Raw genomic sequence first — 14,781 nt, 5'->3', positions numbered from 1 at the left:
TTAACTTCCAGCGCCGGTAATTAATCCTGGCAATCAAATATCAATTACTGCTAATGAACAATCCGGCATTCATTCGAAATTAATATGATTTAAATAAAAAACCGGCGGCAATTAATATGGTGTTTCCAAATATAGGAGTCACCCCCATGAACCAACGCCGCACTTTCATCAAGGGCCTGCTACTGGCCGCCTCGGTTTTCCTGCCCGCCGCCGCCTATGCCGAAGCCATTCCCGACGAAGTCCGCTTTGCCTACGCCGGCGGCCCGCGCGTCTGGGTGCTGGGCAAGATCGACAAGTCCTTCGACAAGGCCTTTGGCGCCCCGGTGAAATGGGTGCCGTTCAATTCCGGCGCCGACGTACTGACCCTGTTCGCCGCCAAGGAAATCGACATCGCCCGCTTCGGCTCCAGCCCGGCCGCCGCCGGCATTGCCCGCAAACTGCCGATCGAGGTGATCGGCACCCCGGAAATCATCGCCACCAGCGAGCGGCTGATCGCCAGGAACAGCCTGGCCAGCTTCAAGAGCCTGGAAGGCAAGACCGTGGCCTATCCGGCCAACTCCACCTCGCAGTACGCGTTTGAAGTTGGCGTCAAGCTGGCGCAGGCCGACCGCAGCAAGATCAATGTGCTGACGCTGAAACCGGCCGAGATCGTGGCGGCGTGGAAACGCGGCGACATCGACGCCGCCTATGTGTGGGGCCCGTTCAGCCAGCAACTGGAGGCCGACGGCGGCAAGGAAATCTTTGCCACCCGCGACCTGCAAAAACACGGCGTGCTGGTATTCAACAACTACGTGGTGCGCAAGGAATTTGCCGCCAAGTACCCGCAGCTGGTCAGCAAGTTCCTGCGCGTGGCACAGGACAAGGTCAACCAGTACAAGAAGGACCCGGAAGGCTCGTCGCAGCTGATCGCCCAGCATCTGAACATCCCGCTGGACACCGTGCGTAGCACGCTGGCCGGGCTGCAGTACCCGTCGATCAGCGAGCAGCTGACGCCGGCCTATATCGGCACCGGTAACGCCAAGAACGGCTCGCGCATCGTGAATTCCTACAAGGCGACCGCCGACTTCCTGGCCGAGATCGGCGAGATCCGCAAACAGGAGGTGCCGGCATCCTACGCCAGCGCGCTGAACACCAGCTATCTGCAGCAAGCTGCAGCCGCCAAGTGAGGTCATCGTGTCGACGGATAGCCAATTGACTCTTCCGGCGGCGGCGCGGCCCGCCGCCGTCACCGTGCCAAGGTTGGCCGCATGGCCGCGGCTGCGCCGCTACCGCTTGCCGCTGCTCAGCACCGCCAGCGTGGCACTGTTCGTGCTGCTGTGGCAGCTGTCCGGCAGCCTCGGCTGGGTCGACCCGCTGCTGCTACCGCCGCCGAGCGACCTGTGGCTGACGGTGCAGGAGCTGCTGGCCAGCGGCTACCGGCAGACCCCGCTGTGGCAGCACTTCGCGGTGAGTAGCGGCCGCGCGCTGCTGGCGTTTGCCGCGGCCATTGCGCTGGGGGTGCCGCTGGGGCTGGCCATGGGGCTGTCGCCGCTGTTCGCCGCGGTGCTGAACCCCTTTGTGCAGTTTCTGCGGCCGCTGCCCAAGATCGCGCTGATTCCGCTGGTGATCGTGTGGTTCGGTATCGGCGAAGGCGCCAAATTTTTCCTGATCTTCATCTCCAGCTTTCTTAGCATCGTGGTCGGCGCCATGGCCGCAGTGCAGGGCGTGAGTCAGGGCCGGCTGCGCGCGGCGCAGACACTGGGCGCCAGCCGTCGCCAGCAGTTTGTGCATGTGGTGCTGCCCGATGCACTACCCGAGGTGTTTACTAGCGTGCGCCTGTCGGTCGGCATCGGCTGGACCTCGCTGATCGCCGCCGAAATGGTGGCGGCCAACTCTGGCCTCGGCTGGATGGTGATCAACGCCGGCAGCTACCTGCGTACCGACGTGGTGCTGCTCGGCATCGTGCTGCTGGGGCTGACCGGCTACGCCTTCGACTGGTTGCTGCAAGGCCTGCAGCGCCGCCATGCCCCATGGACTGGGAGAGACGCATGACAACGCCACGCCTTTCGCTGGAGCAGGTCAGCAAACAGTTTGCCGCCCCCGACGGCAGCCACAGCAGCGTGCTGGAGCAGGTCTCGCTGCAGGTGCAGCCGGGCGAGTTCGTCTGCCTGCTGGGCCCGTCCGGCTGCGGCAAGTCCACCATCCTGAACCTGGTCGCCGGTTTCGAGCAGGCCGACCACGGCCGCGTGCTGCTCAATGGCCAGCCGGTGAGCGCGCCGGGGCCGGAGCGCGGCATGGTGTTCCAGCAGCCGACGCTGTTCCCGTGGCTGACCATCCGCGACAACATCACCTTTGGCCCGCGCATGGCCGGCAGCGACAAGGCCGCCTGGCAGGCCGACGCCGAGCGCTATCTACAGCTGGTCGGGCTGCAGGATTTTGCCGGCCACTACCCGTGGCAACTGTCCGGCGGCATGCGCCAGCGCGCCGCACTGGCCCGCGCCTGGCTACCGCAGCCGCAAACCCTGCTGATGGACGAGCCTTTCGGCGCGCTGGACGCGCAAACGCGACTGGTGATGCAGGAGCTGCTGACCGACATCTGGCAGCGCACGCGCACCACCATCCTGTTCGTCACCCACGACGTGGACGAGGCGCTGTTCCTCGCCGACCGCGTGCTGGTGATGTCGGCGCGCCCCGGGCGCATCCGCGAAAGCTTCAGCGTGCCGTTTGCCCGCCCGCGTTCGCCGGAAGACCTGCTCACCGACCCGGCCTACGGCCAGCTCAAGCGCGACGTGTTGCACATCGTGCGCGAAGAAGCCGCCAAGAGTCTGGGCACCCAACCAGCCTGACCTTTCATCGACAAGGATAACGACATGACCACCCTCGCCCGCTTTCCCCGCCTCCGCCTGACGCAGGCACCGACGCCGCTGGAGGCGCTGCCCAACCTGAGCCGCCTGCTGGACGGCCCGCAGCTGTTCATCAAACGCGACGACAACACCGGCCTGGCGCTGGGCGGCAACAAGACGCGCAAGCTGGAATTCCTGCTTGGCGACGCGCTGGCCAAAGGCGCCACCCATATCGTGACCCAGGGCGCCACCCAGTCCAACCACGTGCGGCAGACCATCGCCGCGGCCAACAAGCTGGGACTGCCAAGCACAGTGCTGCTGGAAGAGCGCGTCAGCGACGCGCACGCCGACTACTACAGCAACGGCAACGTGCTGCTGGACCAGCTGCTGGGTGCCGACATCGAGACCCGCCCCGCAGGGCTGGACATGAACCACGAGCTGCTGGCGGTGGGCGAGCGCCTGCAGGCCGCCGGCGAGGTGCCGTACCTGATCCCCGGTGGCGGCTCCAACGCCATCGGTGCGCTGGGGTATGTGCTGTCGGCGCAGGAGCTGCTGCAGCAAAGTACCGAACAGGCGCTGCGCATCGACCACGTCATCCACGCCACCGGCAGCAGCGGCACCCAGGCCGGGCTGGTGGTCGGGCTGCAGGCGGCCAACAGTGGCATCCCGCTGCTGGGTTTCAGCGTGCGCGCCGCGCGCGACAAGCAGATCGAGAACGTGACCCGGCTGGCCCGCCAGACCTGGGATCTGCTCGACATCCGCCAGCCGTTTGACGACAGCGCGGTGCGCGTCAATGCCGATTACGTCGGTGCCGGCTACGGCATCCCCACCGAGGGCACGCTGGAAGCCATCCGCCTGCTGGCCCGCCACGAAGGCATCCTGCTGGACCCGGTCTACAGCGGCAAAGCCTTTGCCGGCCTGATCGACCTGATCCGCCGCGGCCATTTCCGCCGTGACGAAAACATCGTGTTCGTGCATACCGGTGGCGCCGCCGGCCTGTTTGGCTACCGCGACCTGCTGCAGCCGGCCGGCGGCGTACGGTGAGCCCGGTGCCGCACTCTCCGCTGATCGGCGTGCTGGGCGGCATGGGGCCGCTGGCGACGGTGGATTTCCTGCACAAGCTGATCCTCGCCACCCCGGCCGGCAGAGACCAGGAACACGTGGCGACCGTCACCTGGAACGTGCCGCAGATCCCCGACCGCCAGCACTATCTGGCCGGCCACGGCGACAGCCCGCTGCCGGCCATGCTGCACGGCATCCGGCAGCTGAACGCCGCCGGCGCCACCCGCATCGTCATCCCCTGCAATACCGCGCATCACTGGTTTGACGCGCTGGCCGCCGCCAGTCCGGCGCCGCTGCTCCATATCGCGGATGCCACACTGGCGGCGCTGGGCGCCAGCGACGGACCGGTCGGCATCATCGCCAGCCGCGGCGCGCTGCAAAGCGGCCTCTACCAGCAAAGGTTGGCCGCACGCGGTATCCCTTATGTGCTGCCCAGCGAAGCAGTGCTTGCCCAGGCCTTCACTCCCGGCTGCTACGCGGTAAAACGCAACGCGCTGCAGCTGGGCGGCGAGCTGCTGCAACAGGTCGGCGAGGCGCTGCGGCAACACGGCGCCACGCGGCTGATCCTGGCCTGCACCGAAGTCCCGCTGGCGCTGGCTGCGGTAAACTCGCCACTGCAAGCCATCAGCATCGACCCGGCCCAGGCGCTGGTGCAGGCGGTATTGCGCTACTGGCAGCAAGCCGGCAGCGCCGCGCCTGAACCTGGCGCTGGCTCCGGCCGCGCCACTGTGGCACCGTAACGTCACCACCCAACCACAAGGCAGACCCTCCATGGAATACCGACCACTCGGCCGCAGCGGCATCAATGTCAGCCTGATCTCGCTGGGCACCATGACCTGGGGCGAACAGAACAACGAGGCCGACGCCCACAGCCAGCTGGACCTGGCGCTGGAACGCGGCATCAACCTGATCGACACCGCCGAGATGTACCCAGTGCCGCCCAAGGCCGACACCCAGGGCCGTACCGAAAGCCATATCGGCAGCTGGCTGGCCAAGGGCGGCCGGCGCGAGCGCATCGTGCTGGCCACCAAGGCGGCGGGGCCGAGCAGCGACCCCAAACGCCCCGGCCATATCCGCGACGGCAAGGTGCACTTCGACCGCGCCAATCTGACCCAGGCGCTGCACGACAGCCTGCGCCGGCTGCAGACCGACCATGTTGACCTGTACCAGCTGCACTGGCCGGATCGCAGCACCAATTATTTTGGCCAGCTGGGCTATCCGTGGCAGGACGACGCGCCGGGCAGCGTCGCCATCGAGGAAACCCTGCGCGTGCTGCAGGACTTCGTCACCGCCGGCAAGGTGCGCGCCATCGGTGTCTCCAACGAAACGCCGTGGGGGCTGGCGCAATTCCTGGCGCTGGCCGAGCGCTACGACCTGCCGCGCGTGGCCAGCATCCAGAACCCGTACAGCCTGCTGAACCGTAGTTACGAAGTGGGGCTGGCCGAATTCAGCCACCGCGAACAGGTTGGGCTGCTGGCCTATTCGCCGCTGGCATTTGGCGTGCTGTCCGGCAAATATCTGGACGGCGCCCAGCCACAGGGTGCGCGGCTGACGCTGTTCGATCGCTTCACCCGCTACACCAACCCGCAGGCGGAAGCCGCCACCGCGCGCTACGTGGCGCTGGCACGCCAGAGTGGGCTGTCGCCGGCGCAGATGGCACTGGCCTACGTCAACAGCCGGCCATTCGTGACCAGCAACATCATCGGTGCCACCACGCTGGCGCAGCTGGAGGAAAACATCACCAGCGCCGAGCTGACGCTGGATGCGGCAACGTTGGCCGCCATCGACGCCATCCATCAGGCTATTCCCAACCCGGCCCCCTGAGCCATCTGGCGCGCGGGGGGGCGACCGCGCCGCACACGACAAGGGCCACCGCAAGGTGGCCCTTGTCGTAGCAGCTTACTTGCCAGCGGTCAGCGTGGTGTAGCTGGTGATCAGGTTGCGGTAGTCCGGGATGTGGTTAGAGAACAGCGTGCCCAGGCCCTCGATGTCGTTGCGCCAGTCACGATGCAGCTCGCAGGCCACGCCGAACCAGGTCATCAGCTGGGCACCCGCCTGCGACATGCGCGCCCAGGCGGCCTGCCGGGTGATGTCGTTGAAGGTGCCCGAGGCATCGGTGACCACGAACACCTCAAAGCCCTCTTCGAGCGCCGACAGCGCCGGGAAGGCGACACACACTTCGGTCACCACCCCGGCCAGGATCAGCTGCCGCTTGCCGGTGGCCTTGACCGCCTGCACGAAGTCGGCGTTGTCCCAGGCATTGATCTGGCCGGGGCGGGCGATGTACGGCGCATCCGGAAACTGCGCCTTCAGCTCCGGCACCAGCGGGCCATTGGGGCCGCTTTCGAAGCTGGTGGTCAGGATGGTCGGCAGCTTGAAGTACTGGGCCAGATTGCCCAGCGCCAGCACGTTGTTCTTGAACTTGTCGGGATCGATATCGCGTACCAGCGACAGCAGCCCGGCCTGGTGATCCACCAGCAGCACGGCAGCGTTGTTCTTGTCCAGGCGTTGGTAGGGAGTGGTCATCACATTCTCCTTCTGGCATCTGAATGCGCCGGATGCAGCCGGCGCGGTGGGGAAACACGCGGCGCGGCCGCCGGCCTCTAGTGGCAGGCGGCGCGTGGAATGTCTGTGTTCAGGATAGTCTGCCCTGCCGCAGCCGCCAGCCGCTAATAGCAGCGCAGGTGACAGCACACAGCAGCCAGCGGAAAGCGCGCTATCATCGCGCCGCAACCGGCCGTCTGCCGGCCCATACGCGGCGAATCGCGGATAAAACCACGCTGGAATGGATTAGGGATGGCTTGCAGCCGTGATGCGTATTAAGGTAACGCTGACCCCTACCCCGCTGTGACGTTAACCCTTGAAAGCTAGTCTTGATGACCGTAACCCCGCAGTTCATGATGATGGCCCTGAACCTTCACGACGACACCCTCACCCATCGTCTCAACGAGTTGCACGACCGCCTGCTGGAAACGGTGCCGGTGGTCGATCGCATCGCCTGCGCGCTGTATGACGAGAACGACGACGTACTCAAGACCTTCATCAACAGCACCCGCGCGGGCGAGGCCATCACCGGCTACGAGTACAAGCTGTCCGACAGCCACGCGCTGAGCGCCCTGGCCGCCAGCGGCGAATTCCGCGTACTCGACAACATCGAGCACGCGCTGCAGTCCGACACCGTGCACAACACCTGGCTGCGCGAACAGGGCTACCGCTCGTCGTTCACGGTGCCCTTCTACGATGGCGGCAGCCTCGCCGGTTTCGTATTCTTCGATTCGATGCAGGCGGCGGCCTTCAACCCGCAGGTGCAGCGCGATCTGGTGCTGTATACCAGCCTGATCAGCATGGCGATTGCGAGCGAGCTGTCCGCCGTGCGCTCGGTGCTGGAGGCGACGCGGGTGGCCCGCGAGCTGGCCGAGGTGCGCGACTTTGAAACCGGCTCCCATCTGGAGCGCATGGCGCGCTACTCGCGCGTGATTGCCCGCGCCGTCGCGCCGCGCTACGGCCGCAATGACGAGTTTGTAGAATGCGTGTACCTGTTTTCGTCGCTGCACGATATTGGCAAGATCGGCATCCCCGACAAGGTGCTGCTCAAGCCGGGCCGGCTCGACCCGGCCGAGCGGGCCATCATGGAAACCCATGTCGACAAGGGGATCCAGATCATTGACCGCATCGTGGGCACCGGCGCGCACCAACGCCTGCCCGATTCCGCCATCCTGCGCAACATCGTGCACTGCCATCACGAATACCTCGACGGCAGCGGCTATCCGCGGCAGCTGCAGCAGGACGCCATCCCGCTGGAGGCCCGCATCGTGACGGTGGCCGACATCTTCGATGCACTGACGGCGATCCGGCCGTACAAGCCGGTCTGGTCGCCGCGCAATGCGCTGGCCGAGCTGGACCGCATGGTTCAGGCCGGCAAACTGGATGCCGACTGCGTGCAGGCACTCCACGACCACCTGGACCAGATCATGGCGATCCACGAGCGCTACGCCGATATCGATGCCGTGTCCTGAGCCGCAGCGCAGCAGGTGCGGGCGTCATGGCCTCCGCCACTGACCACGCACTCAGCGGGCACGCTGCCACGGCCAGTGGGCACAAAAAAAAAGGCCGGGCTGACAAGCCCGGCCAACAAAAGCCCAAGAGGAGAAAACGCAGAGACAACAAGTAAAGCCACAACAAAAAATCGGATCAGCCCGGCTGCGGTGTCAGGCGCAGATAGGGTCGCAGCGCGCGATAGCCCTTGGGGAATTTCTGCCGGATCAGGTCTTCATCCTGCAGCGAAGGCACGATCACCACCTCGTCCCCCTGCTGCCAGTTGGCCGGCGTCGCCACGCTGTGGTATTCGGTCAGCTGCAGCGAATCAATCACCCGCAGCAGTTCGTTGAAATTGCGGCCGGTACTGGCCGGATAGGTCAGCGTCAGGCGGATCTTCTTCGCCGGATCAATCACGAACACCGAACGCACGGTATGGGTGCTGCTGGCGTTAGGGTGGATCAGGTCGTACAGCTCGGACACCTTGCGGTCGGCATCGGCAATGATCGGGAAGTTCACCGTGGTGCCCTGCGTGTCGTTGATGTCCTTGATCCACTCCAGGTGCGACGCCACCGGGTCGACCGACAGCGCGATCACCTTCACGTTGCGGCGCGCAAAGTCATCCTTGAGCCTGGCGGTCAGCCCCAACTCTGTGGTGCACACCGGGGTGAAGTCGGCCGGGTGCGAAAACAGCACGCCCCAGCTATTACCCAGCCAGTCATGAAAACGGATGTTGCCGTCGCTGGACGCCTGTTCAAAGTCGGGGGCGATGTCGCCAAGACGCAGTGTCATAGTAGCTCCTGATGCAAGAGTGGCTGCGTGTCATCACGCGATGAGGCCACTATAGGCAGCCGCCCGGCATCAGGGAACCAAGCAAAAGTGCATTGCTTATCCGGTGCCCGCTGCATTGCATATCAGGCCGGCGCCAGCCGCTGCGACACCAGCTGCCCGGCGTAATAGCGGGCCTGCATCTGCTGCGCCATGGCCAGCATGTTGTCGCACACGATTTCCTCCACCCCCAGCACGAAGCCCTGCGCCACCAGCTGCGGCATCAGCGCCAGCAGCTGGTCGCGCACCTGCGGATACATCACGGCGCGGCGCATGAAGCGCGGCGATAGGCAGACGAAGTCCGGCTCCAGCCGCCATAGCCGCGACAAGTCGTGCTCGCTGTCGCCAAAGCCGCCCAGCCCCACCAGATGGCCTTGTTCGCGGTAGCGGCGCACCAGTGCCACCCCCAGCTCGGAGGTGGGCTGGTTGATGAACAGCAGGAACATCACCTGCGGGCTGGCCAGCCCCAGCTGTGCCAGCAGGGCCGTGGTGAAATCGATGATGCGGTCGCTGAAGGCGTGGCAGATGCGCGGATCGAGATCGATGCGCAGCGGCAGCGCGACATCGTTGCGTCCCAGGTGATTGAGCAGGTGCAGCACGCGGATCAGCTTCAGCAGCGACACGGTCTTGCTTTCGCCGTAGTTCAGCGCGAACAGCCAGTTGGCCGGCAGGTTCTGGCCGAAACGGCCGTGAATGCGCAGCCGTGCCGCGTAGTGCGCCCGCTGCGGGGCCGCATGGTAGAAGCTGGCCACCGGGAAGAACTCGCTGGTCAGCCACCAGCCGTCAAAGCAGGCAAAGACCTCGCGCTCGTTCCAGTGCAATTGCGCGGGATAAGGCAAGGCGGCCAGCAGTTGCTGACAACAGCTTAATTGTTGCGGGTCGAATCCCGCCGGAAAACCCTTCGACTGCTTGAAGCGTTTCATGGCCAATATTCATCAGTAATAGCAGAGCGCACTTTACCCGCCAATTCACCGCCGCCTTATAGATAAAACCGATATCACCATCTGCTTTATTCACAACGCCACCTGCCATTTCATTTACCGCCTTATTCATTTAACCGATAAATACCGCAGCCGGTGATGAATATAGGGCGCGGCTTTTATTATTTCCCCGCCCGCTGGTTTCTCTTTTTAATGGCGTCATTGCAAACGATTCACCACTGGAGATTGCCATGACCCGCCCCACCCTCGTTTCCCTGTTTGTTTCGCTGGCCATTGTTGCCGGCGCCGCCGTTGCCGATGACGGCGTCACCATCGCGTTCCAGACCGGCGTCGACCCGTCCAAGGTGGCGCAGGCCGACGGTGACTACGAAAAAGCCACCGGCAAGAAGATCAACTGGCGCAAGTTCGAGAGCGGCGCCGAGGTGATCGCCGCGGTTGCCTCCGGCGACGTACCGATCGGCAATATCGGCTCCAGCCCGCTGGCCGCCGCCGCCAGCCGCGGCCTGCCGATCCAGACCTTCCTCGTCACCGGCGTGATCGGCGAATCCGAGGCGCTGGTGGTGCGCAACGGCAGCGGTATCAGCAAGCCGGCCGATCTGGTCGGCAAGAAGATCGCGGTGCCATACGTGTCCACCACCCACTACAGCCTGCTGGCGGCGCTGAAGCACTGGAAGGTGGATGCCGGCAAGGTCACCATCCTCAACCTGCGCCCCAGCGAAATCGCCGCCGCCTGGCAGCGTGGCGACATCGACGGCGCCTATGTGTGGGAGCCGGCACTGGGCAAGGTACGCGCCAGCGGCAAGGTGCTGACCAGCTCCGCCGAAGTCGGCAAATGGGGCGCGCCAACCTACGACCTGTGGATCGTGCGCCAGGACTTCGCCGCCAGGAATCCGGATTTCCTCAAGCAGTTCGTGAGCGTCACCGGCAAGGTGTTCGAGCGCTACAACAAGGACCCGAAAGGCTTTGCCAGCAATGCGGCCAACGTGGCGAAGATCGCCCGCCTCACCGGCAGCAAGCCGGAGGAAGTCACCGCGCTGCTGCCGGGCAATCTCTACCCGTCGCTGGTCGAGCAGAGCAAGCTGCTGCAACAGCCGCTGGTGAAGGCGGTCGGCGATACCGCCGCCTTCCTCAAGTCGCAGGGCAAGGTCGACAGCCTGCAGCCGAGCTACACGCCGTACGTGACCAACCAGTTCATCAACGCCGCCCTGCGCTAGACGGAGCCGACCATGAGCCTGCTACAAGTCGACAAGCTTAGCGTCACCTACCCCGGCCAGTCGCAGCCGGCGCTGCACCAGGTGTCGCTGAGCCTGGCGCGTGACGAGCTGCTGGTGGCGCTGGGGCCGTCCGGTTGCGGCAAGAGCACACTGCTGGGGGTGCTGGCCGGCTTCATCCCGCCCAGCCAGGGCCGGGTGCTGTTTGCCGGCCAACCGGTGACGGCGCCGGGGGTGGAGCGCGCGGTGGTGTTCCAGCACGACGCGCTGCTGCCGTGGCTGAACGTGCACGACAACGTCGCCTTCGGCCTCAAGCTGCAGGGTGCGGATGCGGCGGCGCGCGAGCGCATCGTCGCCGACACCCTGCGTCTGGTCGGGCTGGCCGATGTCGCCGGCAAGCGCACCTGGCAGCTGTCCGGCGGCATGCGCCAGCGCGTCGGCATCGCCCGCGCGCTGGCCAGCCGCTCGCAGGTGCTGCTGCTGGACGAGCCGTTCGGTGCACTGGACGCGTTCACCCGCGAGCAGATGCAGCAACTGCTGCTGCGCGTGTGGCAGCAGTCGCAGCGCGGCATCTTCCTGATCACCCACGACATCGAGGAGGCGCTGTTTCTCGCCACCGAGCTGGTGCTGATGTCGCCGGGGCCGGGGCGCATCGTGCAGCGCTTGCGGCCAACCTTTAACCAGCGCTACCGCGCCGGCGAGGACGTGCGCGCCATCAAGTCCGATCCGGAATTCATCGCCCTGCGCGAATCGCTGCTGCACAGCCTGTTCCGGCAACGTCACGAGGAGGCCGCCTGATGCCCACCACCCCACCCGCCCTGATCGCGGTGCCCGATACCCTCGACTTCGGCACCCCGCCTGCCACACCCGTGCCGGCCGGCCGCCACTGGCAGCCACAAGCGGCGCACTGGGCCGCGCTCAGCATCGCCAGCCTGTTGCTGTTGTGGTGGGCGCTCACCGCCAGCGGGCTAATTGCGCCGCTGTTCCTGCCACCGCCGCAAGCGGTGCTGGCCAAGTTCGACGAGCTGCTGCTTAACGGCTACATGGACGCCACCCTGCCGCAGCACCTGCTGGCCAGCCTGCAGCGCATGCTGCTGGCACTGCTGGCGGCGGTCGTCGTCGGCATCCCGCTGGGCATCGTCATCGGCGTGTTTCCGCTGGCGCGGCATCTGCTCGATCCGGTGATCGAGTTCTACCGCCCGCTGCCGCCGCTGGCCTACCTGCCGCTGATCGTGATCTGGTTCGGCATCGGCGAGTTGTCCAAGGTATTGCTGATCTTCCTCGCCATCCTGGCGCCGGTGCTGATCGCCACCGCCCACGGCGTGACCAGCGTCAGCCAGCTGCGGCAACAGGCGGCGCTGTCGCTGGGCGCCAGCCGCTGGCAGCTGCTGCGCCACGTGATCCTGCCCGGCGCACTGCCGGAGATCATCACCGGCGTGCGTATCGGTCTTGGCGCCGGCTGGTCGACGCTGGTGGCGGCGGAGCTGATCGCCGCCACCCGCGGGCTGGGCTTCATGATCCAGTCCGCCGCGCAGTTCCTGGTCACCGACGTCGTGGTGCTCGGCATCATCGTCATCGCGCTAGTCGCCTTCGCGCTGGAGCTGGGCCTGCGCCGGCTACAGCAGCGCCTTACCCCGTGGCACGGCCAAAACCATTGAAAGGATTACCGTCATGAGTCTGCACTTCTCCCGCCTCAGCCCGGCACTGGGCGCCATCGTCAGCGGCATCGACCTGGCACAGCCACTGGACAGCACACGGCAACAGGCGCTCAGCGCCGCGCTGCTGCAGCACCAGGTGCTGTTTTTCCGGAACCAGGACATCAGCCCGCAGCAACAGCGTGATTTCGCCGCCTGGTTCGGCGACCTGCACATCCACCCGCTGTACCCGAAGATAGCGGACACGCCGCAGATCATGGTGCTGGACACCGCGCTGAACGACCTGCGCGACAACGCCATCTGGCACACCGACGTCACTTTCATCGACACCCCGCCGCTGGGCTCGGTACTGGTGGCGCGGCAGCTGCCGGAGTATGGCGGCGACACGCTGTGGGCTAGCGGCACAGCCGCCTACGCCGCGCTGTCGCCGCGCCTGCAGCAACTGCTGGACGGGCTGACCGCCACGCACGACTTCACCAAGTCGTTCCCGCTGGAGCGCTTCGGCCAGACACCGGAGGCGCTGGCCAATTACGAGGCCACCCGCCGCAGCACGCCGCCGGTGAACCACCCGGTGATCCGCACCCACCCGGTCAGCGGCGACAAGGCGCTGTTCGTCAGCGACGGCTTTACCACCCGCATCAACGAGCTGCCGCCGGCGGAGAGCGACGCGCTGCTGGCCTTCCTGTTTGCCCACTTTGCCAAGCCGGAATTCAGCGTGCGCTGGCGCTGGCAGCCGGGTGATATCGCGTTCTGGGACAACCGCGTCACCCAGCACTACGCGGTGGACGACTACCGCCCGGCGCACCGCATCATGCACCGCGCCACCATTCTGGGCGACAAGCCGTTCTGAACGGCCACGCGGCACAACACAGGCCGGCCTGCGGGCGCGGCCTGTGTTGCGTTGTCGCCGCCGGCTAACGTTGGCCGCAGCGGGACATTCGGCCCCAAGCACCAGCGCTGATTAGCTTGTGAATTTTGCTTGGTTCACCGCCGCCGGCCGCCCCCGGACAATGACAGCCACATTCAACCCGGAGCTGCACCCATGAAACTGAAACCACTTGCCGGCGCGCTGCTGTTTGCCAGCCTGCTGAGCCAACCGGCCATGGCCGATGTCAGCCTGCTCAACGTGTCCTACGACCCGACGCGCGAGCTGTACCAGGAGTTCAACGCCGCCTTCGCCAAGCACTGGCAGGCACAGACCGGCGAAACCGTCAGCGTCAAGCAGTCGCACGGTGGCTCCGGCAAGCAGGCGCGCTCGGTGATCGACGGGCTGGAGGCGGACGTGGTGACGCTGGCGCTGTCCAACGACATCGACGAACTGCACAAAAACGGCGCGCTGGTGCCGGCCAACTGGCAAAGCCGCCTGCCGCACAACAGCACGCCGTACACCTCCACCATCGTGCTGCTGGTGCGCAAAGGCAACCCGAAGGCCATCCGCGACTGGAACGACCTGGCCCGCCCCGGGGTGGAAGTCATCGCCCCCAACCCGAAAACCGGCGGCGGTGCGCGCTGGAACTACCTGGCGGCGTGGGGCTACGCGCTGCAACAGCCGGGCGGCAACGACGCCAGTGCCCGCGCGCTGGTGCAGAAGATCTACCGCAACGTGAAGGTGCTGGATTCCGGCGCCCGCGGCTCGCTGGTCACCTTCTCGCAGCGCGGCATCGGCGACGTGCTGATCTCATGGGAAAACGAGGCCTTCCTCGCCAGCAAGGAGCTGGGGCCGGACAAGTTCGACATCGTCGTGCCGTCGGTGTCCATCCTGGCCGAACCGCCGGTGAGCGTGGTGGACAAGGTGGTCGACAAGCGCGGCACGCGCAAGGTGGCCGAGGCCTACCTGCGCTACCTGTACAGCCCGCTGGGGCAGGAGCTGGCGGCGCAGAACTACTACCGCCCGCGCGACGCAAAGGTGGCCGCCAAGTACGCCGCCCAGTTCAGCAAGGTAAGGCTGTTCACCATCGACCGGGTATTCGGCGGCTGGGCCCGCGCGCAGAAAACCCACTTCGACGATGGCGCGATCTTCGACCAGATCATCAGCCGTTGAAACCGCCGCCGCGCCGGGGGTGGACGGGTTCCGGCCCGGCGCATGACAAACTACACCGGCAATACCGTGGCTCAACACCGGAACCTGGCTTGCCGCTTCGCATCCGCGTGGCCGGGCCTCCGGGCGTAGCGCTGCCACATGCCTCGCGGCAAGGTTGGCCGCAACCCGGCGTGCCACATGTGGCAG

15 protein-coding genes are annotated in these 14,781 nt (G+C 65.9%); 12 read left to right on the top strand and 3 right to left on the bottom strand.

Annotated elements, in window-relative coordinates; genetic code table 11:
• Positions 1–146 precede the first annotated feature (146 nt).
• Genes PQU89_RS11300 through PQU89_RS11275 form a run of 6 tightly spaced genes read left to right on the top strand, consistent with a single transcriptional unit; the run spans position 147 to position 5,708 of the window.
• The gene (locus tag PQU89_RS11300) at positions 147–1,166 is read left to right on the top strand and encodes a taurine ABC transporter substrate-binding protein (RefSeq protein ID WP_272765917.1); all 1,020 of its coding nucleotides are present in this window, start codon (positions 147–149) and stop codon (positions 1,164–1,166) included.
• Positions 1,167–1,191: 25 nt separating this feature from the next.
• Complete coding sequence (locus PQU89_RS11295; protein ID WP_272765916.1) at positions 1,192–2,031, top strand: ABC transporter permease; 840 nt, start codon at positions 1,192–1,194, stop codon at positions 2,029–2,031.
• Positions 2,028–2,825: an ABC transporter ATP-binding protein gene (locus PQU89_RS11290; protein ID WP_272765915.1), complete on the top strand. Its 798-nt coding sequence runs from the start codon at positions 2,028–2,030 to the stop codon at positions 2,823–2,825. Before PQU89_RS11295 ends, PQU89_RS11290 begins: the two co-directional genes overlap by 4 nt.
• A 24-nt stretch (positions 2,826–2,849) precedes the next feature.
• Positions 2,850–3,866, top strand: coding sequence for a D-cysteate sulfo-lyase (cuyA, locus tag PQU89_RS11285; protein ID WP_272765914.1), 1,017 nt, complete (start codon positions 2,850–2,852; stop codon positions 3,864–3,866).
• Positions 3,867–3,871: 5 nt separating this feature from the next.
• Positions 3,872–4,624, top strand: coding sequence for a cysteate racemase (gene cuyB / locus PQU89_RS11280; RefSeq protein ID WP_272765913.1), 753 nt, complete (start codon positions 3,872–3,874; stop codon positions 4,622–4,624).
• A gap of 31 nt (positions 4,625–4,655) precedes the next feature.
• Complete coding sequence (locus PQU89_RS11275; protein WP_272765912.1) at positions 4,656–5,708, top strand: NADP(H)-dependent aldo-keto reductase; 1,053 nt, start codon at positions 4,656–4,658, stop codon at positions 5,706–5,708.
• 75 nt (positions 5,709–5,783) lie between these two features.
• Here the strand turns inward: PQU89_RS11275 and ycaC are convergent, their stop codons facing one another.
• Positions 5,784–6,410 (bottom strand): isochorismate family cysteine hydrolase YcaC, encoded by a 627-nt coding sequence (ycaC, locus tag PQU89_RS11270; RefSeq protein WP_272765911.1) that lies wholly within the window; start codon positions 6,408–6,410, stop codon positions 5,784–5,786.
• Between the two features lie 350 nt (positions 6,411–6,760).
• Between ycaC and PQU89_RS11265 the strand changes: the two genes are divergently transcribed.
• Complete coding sequence (locus PQU89_RS11265; RefSeq protein WP_272765910.1) at positions 6,761–7,900, top strand: HD-GYP domain-containing protein; 1,140 nt, start codon at positions 6,761–6,763, stop codon at positions 7,898–7,900.
• 175 nt (positions 7,901–8,075) lie between these two features.
• Here the strand turns inward: PQU89_RS11265 and PQU89_RS11260 are convergent, their stop codons facing one another.
• Together PQU89_RS11260 and PQU89_RS11255 are read right to left on the bottom strand one after the other, a co-directional pair.
• Positions 8,076–8,711: a peroxiredoxin gene (locus PQU89_RS11260; protein WP_272765909.1), complete on the bottom strand. Its 636-nt coding sequence runs from the start codon at positions 8,709–8,711 to the stop codon at positions 8,076–8,078.
• 122 nt (positions 8,712–8,833) lie between these two features.
• Positions 8,834–9,670: an EAL domain-containing protein gene (locus PQU89_RS11255; protein WP_272765908.1), complete on the bottom strand. Its 837-nt coding sequence runs from the start codon at positions 9,668–9,670 to the stop codon at positions 8,834–8,836.
• Between the two features lie 248 nt (positions 9,671–9,918).
• On the opposite strand from PQU89_RS11255, the gene tauA reads away from it, so the two are divergent.
• The 5 genes from tauA to PQU89_RS11230 all read left to right on the top strand — a co-directional run bounded on the left by tauA (position 9,919) and on the right by PQU89_RS11230 (position 14,595).
• The gene (gene tauA / locus PQU89_RS11250; RefSeq protein ID WP_272765907.1) at positions 9,919–10,902 is read left to right on the top strand and encodes a taurine ABC transporter substrate-binding protein; all 984 of its coding nucleotides are present in this window, start codon (positions 9,919–9,921) and stop codon (positions 10,900–10,902) included.
• 12 nt (positions 10,903–10,914) lie between these two features.
• Complete coding sequence (tauB, locus tag PQU89_RS11245) at positions 10,915–11,697, top strand: taurine ABC transporter ATP-binding subunit (RefSeq protein WP_373322807.1); 783 nt, start codon at positions 10,915–10,917, stop codon at positions 11,695–11,697.
• Entirely contained in the window at positions 11,697–12,557 is an 861-nt protein-coding gene (gene tauC, locus PQU89_RS11240) for a taurine ABC transporter permease TauC (protein WP_272765906.1), read from the top strand. Before tauB ends, tauC begins: the two co-directional genes overlap by 1 nt.
• Positions 12,558–12,570: 13 nt before the next feature.
• Complete coding sequence (gene tauD, locus PQU89_RS11235; protein ID WP_272765905.1) at positions 12,571–13,404, top strand: taurine dioxygenase; 834 nt, start codon at positions 12,571–12,573, stop codon at positions 13,402–13,404.
• A gap of 192 nt (positions 13,405–13,596) precedes the next feature.
• Entirely contained in the window at positions 13,597–14,595 is a 999-nt protein-coding gene (locus PQU89_RS11230; protein WP_272765904.1) for a sulfate ABC transporter substrate-binding protein, read from the top strand.
• The last annotated feature ends 186 nt before the right edge of the window (positions 14,596–14,781 follow it).

It is taken from the genome of Vogesella indigofera (assembly GCF_028548395.1).
GTDB classification, from domain to species: domain Bacteria; phylum Pseudomonadota; class Gammaproteobacteria; order Burkholderiales; family Chromobacteriaceae; genus Vogesella; species Vogesella indigofera_A.
The sequence above is the reverse complement of the archived record's forward strand: the minus strand, read 5'-3'. Positions and strand labels throughout refer to the sequence as shown.

Coding starts and splice junctions, on each gene's coding strand:
- PQU89_RS11300 (WP_272765917.1), top strand. CDS start 147: ATGAACCAACGCCGCACTTTCATCAAGGGCCTGCTACTGGCCGCCTCG.
- PQU89_RS11290 (WP_272765915.1), top strand. CDS start 2,028: ATGACAACGCCACGCCTTTCGCTGGAGCAGGTCAGCAAACAGTTTGCC.
- cuyA (WP_272765914.1), top strand. CDS start 2,850: ATGACCACCCTCGCCCGCTTTCCCCGCCTCCGCCTGACGCAGGCACCG.
- PQU89_RS11275 (WP_272765912.1), top strand. CDS start 4,656: ATGGAATACCGACCACTCGGCCGCAGCGGCATCAATGTCAGCCTGATC.
- ycaC (WP_272765911.1), bottom strand. CDS start 6,410: ATGACCACTCCCTACCAACGCCTGGACAAGAACAACGCTGCCGTGCTG.
- PQU89_RS11265 (WP_272765910.1), top strand. CDS start 6,761: ATGACCGTAACCCCGCAGTTCATGATGATGGCCCTGAACCTTCACGAC.
- PQU89_RS11260 (WP_272765909.1), bottom strand. CDS start 8,711: ATGACACTGCGTCTTGGCGACATCGCCCCCGACTTTGAACAGGCGTCC.
- PQU89_RS11255 (WP_272765908.1), bottom strand. CDS start 9,670: ATGAAACGCTTCAAGCAGTCGAAGGGTTTTCCGGCGGGATTCGACCCG.
- tauA (WP_272765907.1), top strand. CDS start 9,919: ATGACCCGCCCCACCCTCGTTTCCCTGTTTGTTTCGCTGGCCATTGTT.
- tauB (WP_373322807.1), top strand. CDS start 10,915: ATGAGCCTGCTACAAGTCGACAAGCTTAGCGTCACCTACCCCGGCCAG.
- tauC (WP_272765906.1), top strand. CDS start 11,697: ATGCCCACCACCCCACCCGCCCTGATCGCGGTGCCCGATACCCTCGAC.
- tauD (WP_272765905.1), top strand. CDS start 12,571: ATGAGTCTGCACTTCTCCCGCCTCAGCCCGGCACTGGGCGCCATCGTC.
- PQU89_RS11230 (WP_272765904.1), top strand. CDS start 13,597: ATGAAACTGAAACCACTTGCCGGCGCGCTGCTGTTTGCCAGCCTGCTG.